The sequence below is a fragment of the Enterobacter sp. DC4 genome, assembly GCF_000568095.1.
Taxonomy (GTDB): domain Bacteria; phylum Pseudomonadota; class Gammaproteobacteria; order Enterobacterales; family Enterobacteriaceae; genus Enterobacter; species Enterobacter pseudoroggenkampii.
In genome coordinates, this window is sequence record NZ_AZUB01000014.1 from 60,848 (window position 1) to 70,815 (window position 9,968).

Genomic DNA, 9,968 nt, shown 5'->3' on the forward strand with positions numbered 1-9,968 from the left:
CATGCGTACAGAGCAGAATATCTTTTTTCCCCTCGTGGTCGTGGCCGACTGCTGGCTGCAACGACTGGTCATCTGGACCCCCGGGCAGATGGATCTCATCAAAACCGTGGCAATGGTGTTAATGGTGCTCGATCACATCAGTCTGCTGTTTGGTCTTGATAATGAATGGCTGCGGATGGCCGGAAGAGGTGCTTTTCCTCTGTTTGCCCTGGTCTGGGCGATGAATATGGCCAGACATTCGCATATCCGTCAGCGTTCGATTAACCGCCTCTGGGTATGGGCTGTTGTGGCTCAGGTGGGCTGGATACTGGCTGGCTTGCGTCCGGATGAAGGCAACATCCTGTTTGTTTTTGCCGTCTGTGGACAGGCTCTCTGGCTGATGCAGCAGTATGGTCCAAAAGTATGGCCACTCCCCCTGATGCTGGTTCTTGTCTGGTTGCCCTTCTCAGGCGGTAGCTTTGGTCTGCCTGGTGTGCTGCTGTTGCTGTTGGCCTGCGGGGTATTTATGACGGCCCGACGCACTACCCGTACCGGGCTGGCCTGTTGCATGGTCATTGTTCTGTTGAGTCTGAATACCGGGTACAGCCCGCTCTTTGCGGTTGCGGGCCTGGTTATCCCCGGTGTGACACTGACGATACTGAGCCGCAGCTGCCGGATGGTTCCACGTTTCTGGCCACGGGAATTTTTCCCGTTGTTCTATACCGTACATCTTGCCGTCCTGGGGTTAATCGCGATGTAACGGCAAGCGTACACAGATGAGGTACAGTATGCGCCATAAAAGATATACCACTCTCGGGAGGAAAGATGAAAGAGCAGAAGCGGCCGACGCTGACGCTGCGGCGTACAGCTGAACCAGCCAGTCCTGCGTCAGACACAGGTACAAAGCCTGCATTAAAAGCAACGCGTAAAAAAAACATTGTGGTCAGTTCACCACCTGCCTGGAAAGTGAAAAAGCAGGCGCTGGAAGAAAAGGCTCAGGCTGTCAGAAAGGCGAAACAGGAGCCGCAGCGGGCAGAATCACAGGCAGAAAAAAGCCAGGTTATCCCGCGACCGGTATACCGGAAAGCGATGCCGCTGAAGGAGGCGATATCGCTCCTTCAGGCACACTGGCCGGGCCTGGTTGATGAGGGTAAACCGCAGCTGCTGGCCGTGAATATTCGTCAGACTTTGCTTGAGGATATCCGGCAGCGGGAGCTGGGACTTTCCACGAAAAAGCTGAAGCAGTGCCTTGCTGCCATTACCCGATCGGATGAATATCTCGATGCCATGACGGTGGGGGCATGGCGCAAAAACGTTGATGGTCAGCCTGTGGCCGTGATAACCCCCGATGAAGCCGCTTTCGCCCAAACGCGTAAAGCGCAGGAGCATGCCAGACGCGCGCGTAAACAGGCACTTGAATGGAATAACGATAAATACACTGGAGATCAAAGCCAAAATGAAACTGAATAACATGCTGAAAATAATGCTGGCGTCAGGGCTGGTTGTGTCCGGACTGGTCAGTGCCGCATCGCAACCAGCTTCAGCCTTTACCCCGGAACAGGAAGCCCGCATTGGTGAAATCGCGAAAGACTACCTGCTGGCTCATCCGGAGGTGCTGGTTGAGGTCAGCCAGAAGCTGCAGGCCCAACAACAGGAGAAGCAGAAGCAGGCAATGACGGCTGCCGTGATTCAGAATCAGGGCGCGCTGCTGAACGATAAAGGCACGCCGTCTTATGGTCCGGCTGATGCAAGAGTCACGGTTGTCGAATTCTTCGATTACCAGTGCATCTACTGTGCCCGCCTCGCGCCTGAGCTGGAGAAAGTCATCAAGGCAAACCCGAAGGTGCGCTTTGTCTTTAAGGAGTTCCCGATATTTGGCGAGCGCTGGCCAGCGTCGCTGAGTGCGGCGAAAACCGGGCTGCAGGTCTGGAAGCAGAAGGGGGCCGATGCCTATCTTAACTATCACAACGCGATTTACGCCACCGGGCACAACGAGGGCAAGCTGACCGACGCTGATATCAGCACGGCGGCAAATGCCGTGAAATTTGATGCGAAGACAGCACCTGATGTTCAGGAAACGCTGGAAGGTATTAATGCCCTGGCTCAGCAGCTGGGCTTCAGCGGTACGCCAGCCCTGGTGGTTCTCCCGTCAGCCGGTGCCCGTGCTGATAACGTGACGGTTATCCCCGGATACACCAGCGCGGAGGCCCTGCAGCAGGCCATTAATCATGCTGCCGGCGATTCCAAAAAATAATCAGTTGTTCGCCACCTGATACCGCTAAAAGATACTGACGCCTTCGCTGCGCTCAGTTGTCCAACCCCGGAGAAGGGTAAAAGCAAGTTTTCCCCGTCTCTGGCGTTTCTGGTTAACACATCCGAACAGCATTTTACGAGGTAATGTCCCTTCATCGTTTGGTAAATGTCCTGTTCTATATTTAACAAAGTGGAACTTCAAATATGTATATTTTTGTCATTGCTTCAGTGATATTGAATGTTTTGTTGATGTTTACTGTCATTAAACTGTACTGGAGACTCAGGGTTGACTATGAACCCTCTTTCCTGCCGACAGTTTTTCACCACATGATTAAATACATAAGGCATTCTGGTTCATGGGATGAAATGGAATTCATGCGTAACGAATTACGTCGTGTATTAAATGAAATAGATGTTATCAGGCATGATGCAGGCAATGTCCGACTGCGCAAAACAAAGCCTGTTCGTGATGCCTGATTTTTTATTGTTCGTTATGACTTTACCGCCAGTGAGGTGGATATGTCTGTTTAGCACAAATAAAATTCATACCAGATAAGGAAATGTTATGTCAGATGAAATTAAATGCTGCTCCGGTGTAAATGACGAGGCAAGGGAGATAATTAAAGGGACGGTGAAGCAACTGGTTGGGGACGGTCGTGTACATTCTCGGGATGATATTATCCGGCATCTCTGCGGTGCGAACTTTGATATCACTGAGGTGACGGAGGAATGCATTACTGTTTGTGCTCCGGATGAGCCTGATAATACACTCACCCTGAGTGGCTGGCTGTTCTCTGACCGATTTCGGCTGGGCCAGGATAAACATCTTCCGGGAGATGACCTGAAGACGTCCGACCCCACACAAACTGACAAAGACGCGGGGGAATGAATGCCAGTGTTGTTTTTCCAAAACGTAATAAATGGTGGGTTAATTAACCCGGAGCAATTCGAGGGTAATCTATTTTAATCATATTTGTCAGGGCAGGGTGCAACGTTTTTCATTCATGACGAAGTTACGTCAAGTGACTATCCCAGAAGGTTGCTAATTATATATATTTTCTGTGATTAACGAAATAACTTAAAGGTGATGCATGCGTATTATTAAATGTTTCGGGCTGGTTTTATTCTGTTGTCTGATTTACCTGATAGCTTATCTGGCGTTAAAAAACTTTCAGTCTGAGGGCATGAGTTTTAAAACCTGCGCTTTGATAGCCGCGCCATTACTTATCTGGATGGTTTACCTGCGCGTTAATAGCATATATGGAAATTTGCATGTCAGTGAAAGCGATGAAGCCATCTTCATGAGGATGCAGGAGCAGATAACTATCTACGAGGAGATGGAGCGCGTGGCCGGCGGCAGGCAGCTCATGAAAGGTATTCTTGAGTGTCGTCAGTTGGCACAGGTGTTAGTGCACCCGGAGAAGGAAGAAGTATTCATAATGCTGAGTCGCCTGGCGTACATTGAGCGGCTGATGAATGCTCTGGTTCCAGGGCTCTGCGGGAGGATGTCTGAAGGTGAGCGTCAGATGTGGGCACGGATGATAAATGACTTTCCCGCTATTACGGTGAACGGAACTGTGTCTGACGACACCGGAGATGCCAACCGTCGCAACGAAACTCAGGACAGCCACAATGCACTTAATGAGGTCAGATAATGATTATTCCCGTCGATGTAAACTGTGATGAACATGGATTCTGGACTCATCCTGCGCTTTCCCGCAGCGGCTGTGAAACACCGGCAGAACTGAGCTACTGGCTGAGAACCCACGGGCTGCAGTGCTTCGTGATGACCATGCGTGATGAAGCGCCAGAGATTTTTGCTGCCAGCTCCACCGACGAGGCGCCGGATGCCCGTGACTGGATACCAGAGCCGCCGGATGATGACGGTTGGTTCCTGGGGTCTGTCCATGATACCAACTACGGGCCTGCCTGCTACTGGTTCCGTAATACCACAACGGCCTGACGCCTCCGTCTGGCGTCGTTGTCCAACCCCGGTCATCGGGGCAAAGCGAGTTTTCCCCGATCCCGGCGTTTCTTAACAAATCCACAGCAGGAACTTATATGGCATGTTTTGAGTGCAGCAGCAGCGCAATGCTTTTCAACCAGACCGTCCCCTGGGTGACGGTCTGCATTTTCATCGCCAGCGTGGTGCTGTTTCGTCAGCTCCTGAAACGCGAGCGGCGAGCGTGGACGTCCCTGGTTGCGGCCGTAGTTCTGATGGAGGAGTTGATTTTAAGTCTCTGGCTGCTGATTAATGACGTGCAGATACTCTCCCCGCATTTTATGGACGGTATGTAATGAGGATAACAATGCAAATACCGTGCAAAACAAATGCCTGCAGATGGTGGCTACCCGGGCTGCTCAGTCTGGCGCTATGTGCACCCGTGCCGATAGTGTCCGCCGCCAGCATCGAGGCGGGATTTTCTCCGGAAGGAACTGCTCTGCAGCTGGTCATTACGACCATTGAGACAGCGCAGCAGGAAATCCGGCTGATGGGCTATTCATTCACATCCCCGGTCGTTGTTCGTGCTCTTATTGGTGCAAAACGTCGCGGCGTGGATGTCAGGGTTGTACTGGATGAGAGAGCGAATACCGGCAAAGCCAGCGTGGCAGCGATGAATTTGCTGGTTAATGCCGGCATCCCGGTACGGACAGTCAATAGTTTCAAGATACTTCACGATAAGGTGCTGATAACTGACAGGAAAAACACTCAACTAGGCTCTTTCAACTATTCGACAAGTGCGGACCGCTCCAATAGTGAGAACGTGCTGGTGATCCGAGATGATGCTGAGGTGGCCGGTATCTATCTGCAGCACTGGCAGTCTCGCTGGGATAAGGGGGCTGACTGGTACTCTTCATACTAACCTGACATTTGTACGCCGATCTTTTCCCCCTCGATGGGCCACGCGCCAACGTGGCTCACAGTTTGATGTAAAGTTAAGTCGCTGATTTCAGGAATCTGTAGTATCCTCTGCGAAATGATCCTTGTTTGATCCTTGAGGAGGCAGAGATGTCGCAGATCGAAAATGCAGTAACTTCCTCATCGAAACGCACTTACAGAAAAGGTAATCCGCTTTCTGCGTCAGAACGTCAACAGCAGGCTCTAGCCCGTAAAAAAGCAACTCACAAAGAGATTCGAGTTTTTGTAAAAGATGCTCTCAAAAACCAGCTTCAGATTCTTTGTGAGAAAGAGGGGATAACCCAGGCTGAGATGATTGAAAAACTGATAGCTATGGAGTCTGCTAAACAGTAGAAAGAATGCAACAACATCACATTCTTGATACTTATGCGCGTGAGTGCTAGATTACTGATCGTTTAAAGAATTTTGGCTGGCCACGCCGTAAGGTGGCAGGGAACTGGTTTTGATGAGGTGTCTACCCGGAACCAGAAAAGCAAAAACCCCGATAATCTTTCCGAGTTTGGCGACTAGAAGATTAACGGGGCCTACTTAAACTGTATAGAAGCTGTTGCTCTATGCAGGGAGTATAGTTTTATGCTCAGAAAACTGCAATACCTGTTTCTGTGCCATTTGCTCCTTCCGTGCAACATAAGTGCGGGAAGGTGTGACTGACGCTCAGACCCTGTTCTCCCATTATCGTCAGGTCAAAAACCCGAATCCGGTATTCACGCCGCGCGAGGGGAAAAAGACCCTGCCGTTCTGTCGTAAGCTGATGGCGAAAGCCGAAGGCTTCACGTCCCGTTTTGACTTTTCCGTCCATGTAGCGTTCGTACGCTCGCTGGGTAAGCGTCACCGGATGCCGCCATTGTTGCGCCGCCGTGCCATTGATGCGCTGCTGCAGGGACTGTGCTTCCACTATGACCCGCTGGCCAATCGTGTACAGCGTTCCATTACCAATCTGGCCATCGAATGTGGTCTGGCCACGGAATCGAAAACCGGCAATCTGTCCATCACCCGCGCTACGCGGGCGCTGAAGTTTATGGCGGAGCTGGGGCTGATTACCTACCAGACCGAGTACGATCCGCAGATTGGCTGCAACATTCCGACCGATATCACCTTCACGCCGGCACTGTTCTCCGCGCTGGACATCTCTGACGTGGCAGTTGTGGCCGCCCGCCGCAGCCGTGTCGAATGGGAAAATCAGCAGCGTCAGAAGCAGAGCCTGAAGCCGCTGGAGATGGACGAGCTGATAGCGAAAGCCTGGCGGTTTGTGCGCGAACGGTTCCGAAGTTACCAGTCTGAACGTAAACAACATGGCCTGAAACGTGCCCGAGCCCGACGTGACGCAACCAGAACCCGTCAGGACATTGTGACGCTGGTGAAACAGCAGCTGACGCGGGAATATGCCACCGGGCGCTTTACCGGAGGGCTCGATGCCATGAAGCGCGAGCTGGAACGTCGCGTGAAAGAGCGCATGCTGATGTCGCGTGGCAACAACTACACGCGGCTGGGCACCGTCCCCATATAACCCGACCTGACTGAAAAATCCGGCTGGCGCCGGAGGATTTCGCACGCCTGTTGTCTGCTGCCGCTTGTTTTCTGCGCTAAATGGTAAAGCTGCTCAGCGAATCCCACGTCTTCTCGCCATCGAAATGGCCATAAATATCATCACCGGCGCCTCTTCCTGTCACTGAATTAACTTACCCACAAATAACTGCAAGGGACCTTTCCATAAAGTTACAACCGTTATGCTGACAAAGCGCCATACGACCTGATTTCAAAGTGCGTGGTTTCCTTTAAAAACCTGCTCTGTACTTCTTTTAAATATCTTTTATCTCTTTCATATAAATATATAACCTGTTCGTCGCCTGACCTGTGGACAGGCTCCAGAGAATGCCCGCCCTTGCAGCGGACTACGTCCGCGCCGGTTCGGCAACTACCTGAAGTAGCTCCCATCGCTACGCGACGGGCCCCAACCATACTTATAGTTACAACATACGAAATAATTCCCTAAGAGCACCAACAGTGCCCGTCTGAATCCCCCAAGCCCCTCCCCACCACTGAAAAGCGAAGCCGCCCCGGGCCAAAGGCCCGGAACTGCACCGCTTTTAATGATGGATGTTGTAACTAGAGTTTTGAGTCGCTGTAAGTCGTTTCGCTGAAAGTATTGAGTAACACGCCCGTAAGCGGCCCTCACGGCCCGCTAACGCGGAGATACGCCCCGACTGCGGCTTCGCCTTGTCGTGACCACTCCGACAGCGCACAGAAGCTTCGGTATCGCTTTTAGCGGGTTTTGGTCTAGCAGGGCGAAGGGATGGATTGGCAGAACCTATCAGAAAGGTAACCGGCTACGCCGGGCTACGGCGCCAGTCTCTCACTGAGCTATATTCACCTTCAGCTGGCGCCTCCATGACGCTTCGCATCATTCAGTAGGACCAGCGGGAGCATTTGAACAGAACCTTACGGTTTTGCCCTTTCGATAGGCTCAGTACCGTAAGGTTCGCCATCAACAAAGTAAGTACCATTGGGTAATACGTGTTTATAGGGCTCCGTTTGGGAAACGGAAAATATTGTACGTTAAGGTTGCTTTTTGTACTGACTGACATCAACTGGCCGCAAAGGACGATACTTCCCTTCAGACAGTTTTTTGTTGGTTCGCCAGATATAGTCTCCCGTCAGATTAATGTGCTCCCAGCCCAGTGGAGACATGTGTGACAGCAATTGATCATTCAGTGGCAGTCCCTTCTTTTTCAACTGATTAATGGCGTTTTCTATATACACGGTATTCCACAATGTGATCGCGGCTGTGATCAGCGTAAGGCCGCTGGCGCGGTAACTTTGGTTTTCCAGACCACGATCCCTAATTTCGCCCAAACGATGCATGAAGACGGCTCTGGCAAGGGCATTGCGGGCTTCTCCTTTGTTCAGACCGGCCTGAACCCTGCGACGCAATGCAGGATCGCGGAACCAGTCCAGCATAAACAGTGTTCACGCCTAGGAATTTCGAACTTTTTGAGGCCCCGGATACCGTGGATACCGTGGGCTGGCAGCCACGAAAATCGGCTTTTCCACGTGAGGGTAGCCAGGGGGGTGGTTGATATTTGAACACGCCTAGGAATTTCGAACTTTTTGAGGCCCCGGATACCGTGGATACCGTGGGCTGGCAGCCACGAAAATCGGCTTTTCCACGTGAGGGTAGCCAGGGGGGTGGTTGATATTTGAACACATTGCTTATTTTTTGCTTATTCCGGTGAATTTCAGGCAGATCTTCCCCGTATCATCCTGCGTAACGCATTCGCGCTATCTCTGTGGCACTGGCAATCAGCTTCTCCCGCGGCACCGCCGCCAGTGCCCGGCTGTACGTCATTTTCGCCCCGCACAGCAGGCAGGCGAACGGATCTGTTCCCAGTAAACCCTGACTCAGCGTGGTGAAAGTCACCGGCACGACTTTCCTGACCTCATCCTGACCCAAGGCTTTTCTCACCAGAGGCAACAGCCTGCCCACCACCCGGTTGGCCAGAAAACCAAAGTACCTCACCATCCGGAAGTGTTTCTCCGGAATGTGTTTTATCAGCCGTAATATCAGCTCATGCTGACTCAGCTCCAGGTCTTCATGCCGGCCCGTCCTGTGGTCCAGAAAGCGCAGGGGGATACGGCTCCCGCCGTCATAGTGTGCCAGCCGGGCACCGGACACCGGCGGCTTTTTAAGGTACCGGCCCAGGTACTTCGCCGTCTGGCGGGCGTTTTTTGTCGGCTTCGCAAAATACACGTGCCAGTAATCTTCCCCTTTCTCGTTTTTTCCCTGACTCAGCACAAAGCGTTTCCACTCATCATAATCCCGGATGTGAGCCAGGGATGGCGGCAGTGTCAGTGAGTCCCACGCTTTCAGCAGATACTGGCGCGCATTCCATATCCACCGCGACCTGACCTTCGGCAGGGCAAACGACAGCTTTTTCCAGTCGCCGTGCGCACTTATACCGCCGGTGGTCCACGACAGATGGATATGGCAGTTCCAGTTAAGCTGCCGCCCGTAGGTATGCAGGGCGCCGAAAATACCGATGGTCAGACCCCGCTGCTCCGCAGCGTACAGCAGATTGTCCGCCGCCAGCGCAAAGAGGCCATTCAGCAGCCAGCGGTTAGCCTCAAACAGCGGCCACAGCGTGTCCGGCATCGTGAATGTGCCGTGCTGGCAGGGCGTATCCGGCAGACGGGCCATCATGGTGGCAATCCACAGGTCGGTGGCCTTTTTGGCGCAGGTCGGACATCCGCGGCCTTTGCAGCTCTGATGGACGTAGCGGCGGTGAGTGCAGTCGGGGTTGCTGCAGCGAAATTCCCGGCTGCCCGCCAGCGGGGTACCGCAGGCCAGCATCCTGGTGACAACCTCAATCTCCACCGGGCGGAGCTGGTACGTCTCCATGATGTCGGCCCAGGCCCCGTTACGCTGAAACAGCGCTTTCATGGGGCGGGGCTGAAAGCCGGTATCACCAGAAGAACGGGTCATCGGCGCGCATCGCGGCTTCGGTTTCGTACAGGTCAAAACGACGGCAGTCATGACAGAAGGCCACGTAATGGTATGGCGAGTCGGGAAACGTACGGTAGAAGGTTTCCCAGAAACACTGCGTGCAGGAAGGGCTGTTGCCGGCGATGAATTCAGTAAAAACAGACTGGTATGTGAAGTTATTCTGTCGGGCAACAGTCTTCAGAACCTGCTTAACCATTTTCGTGTGTATGAGCTGATGCTCAGGGGAGTGTGGCACGGGATAACCTTCAGCTGTCGGGTTTCAGAATAACGCTATTCTGCCACACATCGATTTGCAGCCGCCAGGCTGCTTCGTTC

The 9,968-nt window shown here is 52.7% G+C and carries 14 protein-coding genes and 2 pseudogenes; 12 read left to right on the plus strand and 4 right to left on the minus strand.

Translation table 11 applies throughout. The features are described from left to right. The first annotated feature begins 1 nt into the window (after position 1). The 10 genes from traX (at position 2) to repA (P349_RS01170) (ending at position 5,485) form a co-directional block, all read left to right on the plus strand. The gene (gene traX, locus P349_RS01210; RefSeq protein ID WP_032648783.1) at positions 2-739 is read left to right on the plus strand and encodes a type-F conjugative transfer system pilin acetylase TraX; all 738 of its coding nucleotides are present in this window, start codon (positions 2-4) and stop codon (positions 737-739) included. Between the two features lie 65 nt (positions 740-804). Next, positions 805-1,449 (plus strand): fertility inhibition protein FinO, encoded by a 645-nt coding sequence (gene finO / locus P349_RS01205; protein WP_032648782.1) that lies wholly within the window; start codon positions 805-807, stop codon positions 1,447-1,449. Then, on the plus strand, positions 1,436-2,233 hold the full coding sequence (locus P349_RS01200) for a DsbA family protein (RefSeq protein ID WP_050597528.1): 798 nt from the start codon (positions 1,436-1,438) through the stop codon (positions 2,231-2,233). Before finO ends, P349_RS01200 begins: the two co-directional genes overlap by 14 nt. Before the next feature lie 203 nt (positions 2,234-2,436). Beyond that, on the plus strand, positions 2,437-2,709 hold the full coding sequence (locus P349_RS01195; protein WP_032648780.1) for a hypothetical protein: 273 nt from the start codon (positions 2,437-2,439) through the stop codon (positions 2,707-2,709). A gap of 88 nt (positions 2,710-2,797) precedes the next feature. Continuing rightward, the gene (locus P349_RS01190) at positions 2,798-3,121 is read left to right on the plus strand and encodes a hypothetical protein (protein WP_050597529.1); all 324 of its coding nucleotides are present in this window, start codon (positions 2,798-2,800) and stop codon (positions 3,119-3,121) included. 202 nt (positions 3,122-3,323) lie between these two features. Next, complete coding sequence (locus tag P349_RS25035) at positions 3,324-3,887, plus strand: hypothetical protein (RefSeq protein ID WP_050597530.1); 564 nt, start codon at positions 3,324-3,326, stop codon at positions 3,885-3,887. Further along, a complete protein-coding gene (locus P349_RS01185; protein ID WP_032648777.1) occupies positions 3,887-4,195 on the plus strand; it encodes a hypothetical protein in 309 nt (102 codons plus the stop codon). Before P349_RS25035 ends, P349_RS01185 begins: the two co-directional genes overlap by 1 nt. 98 nt (positions 4,196-4,293) lie before the next feature. Next, positions 4,294-4,530, plus strand: a complete 237-nt coding sequence (locus tag P349_RS01180; RefSeq protein WP_238550742.1) for a hypothetical protein — start codon at positions 4,294-4,296, stop codon at positions 4,528-4,530. Positions 4,531-4,541: 11 nt separating this feature from the next. Beyond that, the gene (locus tag P349_RS01175) at positions 4,542-5,096 is read left to right on the plus strand and encodes a phospholipase D family nuclease (protein ID WP_032648890.1); all 555 of its coding nucleotides are present in this window, start codon (positions 4,542-4,544) and stop codon (positions 5,094-5,096) included. Between the two features lie 146 nt (positions 5,097-5,242). Beyond that, positions 5,243-5,485 (plus strand): replication regulatory protein RepA, encoded by a 243-nt coding sequence (repA, locus tag P349_RS01170; RefSeq protein WP_032648774.1) that lies wholly within the window; start codon positions 5,243-5,245, stop codon positions 5,483-5,485. A gap of 51 nt (positions 5,486-5,536) precedes the next feature. Here the strand turns inward: repA (P349_RS01170) and P349_RS26990 are convergent. Then, a pseudogene (locus P349_RS26990) lies at positions 5,537-5,641 on the minus strand (replication protein RepA). 84 nt (positions 5,642-5,725) lie between these two features. Between P349_RS26990 and tap the strand changes: the two are divergent. Both tap and repA (P349_RS01165) read left to right on the plus strand, forming a co-directional pair. After that, positions 5,726-5,803: a RepA leader peptide Tap gene (gene tap, locus P349_RS25845; RefSeq protein WP_032489431.1), complete on the plus strand. Its 78-nt coding sequence runs from the start codon at positions 5,726-5,728 to the stop codon at positions 5,801-5,803. Next, positions 5,784-6,659 (plus strand): incFII family plasmid replication initiator RepA, encoded by an 876-nt coding sequence (repA, locus tag P349_RS01165; protein ID WP_152540072.1) that lies wholly within the window; start codon positions 5,784-5,786, stop codon positions 6,657-6,659. The genes tap and repA (P349_RS01165) overlap by 20 nt, the downstream gene beginning before the upstream one ends. Positions 6,660-7,708: 1,049 nt before the next feature. Here the strand turns inward: repA (P349_RS01165) and P349_RS01160 are convergent. The 3 genes and pseudogenes from P349_RS01160 to P349_RS01150 all read right to left on the minus strand — a co-directional run. Continuing rightward, positions 7,709-8,119 (minus strand): annotated as a pseudogene (locus tag P349_RS01160) (Tn3 family transposase); the annotation flags it as partial. A 289-nt stretch (positions 8,120-8,408) separates the two neighbouring features. Continuing rightward, positions 8,409-9,632 (minus strand): IS91 family transposase, encoded by a 1,224-nt coding sequence (locus tag P349_RS01155; RefSeq protein WP_032650110.1) that lies wholly within the window; start codon positions 9,630-9,632, stop codon positions 8,409-8,411. Continuing rightward, positions 9,613-9,849, minus strand: a complete 237-nt coding sequence (locus tag P349_RS01150) for a hypothetical protein (RefSeq protein ID WP_032650111.1) — start codon at positions 9,847-9,849, stop codon at positions 9,613-9,615. Before P349_RS01150 ends, P349_RS01155 begins: the two co-directional genes overlap by 20 nt. Positions 9,850-9,968 lie beyond the last annotated feature (119 nt).

Bases quoted from the DNA above. Each gene is read 5' to 3' on its own strand.
- traX (WP_032648783.1), top strand. From the start codon at position 2: ATGCGTACAGAGCAGAATATCTTTTTTCCCCTCGTGGTCGTGGCCGAC.
- finO (WP_032648782.1), top strand. From the start codon at position 805: ATGAAAGAGCAGAAGCGGCCGACGCTGACGCTGCGGCGTACAGCTGAA.
- P349_RS01200 (WP_050597528.1), top strand. From the start codon at position 1,436: ATGAAACTGAATAACATGCTGAAAATAATGCTGGCGTCAGGGCTGGTT.
- P349_RS01195 (WP_032648780.1), top strand. From the start codon at position 2,437: ATGTATATTTTTGTCATTGCTTCAGTGATATTGAATGTTTTGTTGATG.
- P349_RS01190 (WP_050597529.1), top strand. From the start codon at position 2,798: ATGTCAGATGAAATTAAATGCTGCTCCGGTGTAAATGACGAGGCAAGG.
- P349_RS25035 (WP_050597530.1), top strand. From the start codon at position 3,324: ATGCGTATTATTAAATGTTTCGGGCTGGTTTTATTCTGTTGTCTGATT.
- P349_RS01185 (WP_032648777.1), top strand. From the start codon at position 3,887: ATGATTATTCCCGTCGATGTAAACTGTGATGAACATGGATTCTGGACT.
- P349_RS01180 (WP_238550742.1), top strand. From the start codon at position 4,294: ATGGCATGTTTTGAGTGCAGCAGCAGCGCAATGCTTTTCAACCAGACC.
- P349_RS01175 (WP_032648890.1), top strand. From the start codon at position 4,542: ATGCAAATACCGTGCAAAACAAATGCCTGCAGATGGTGGCTACCCGGG.
- repA (WP_032648774.1), top strand. From the start codon at position 5,243: ATGTCGCAGATCGAAAATGCAGTAACTTCCTCATCGAAACGCACTTAC.
- tap (WP_032489431.1), top strand. From the start codon at position 5,726: ATGCTCAGAAAACTGCAATACCTGTTTCTGTGCCATTTGCTCCTTCCG.
- P349_RS01155 (WP_032650110.1), bottom strand. From the start codon at position 9,632: ATGACCCGTTCTTCTGGTGATACCGGCTTTCAGCCCCGCCCCATGAAA.
- P349_RS01150 (WP_032650111.1), bottom strand. From the start codon at position 9,849: ATGGTTAAGCAGGTTCTGAAGACTGTTGCCCGACAGAATAACTTCACA.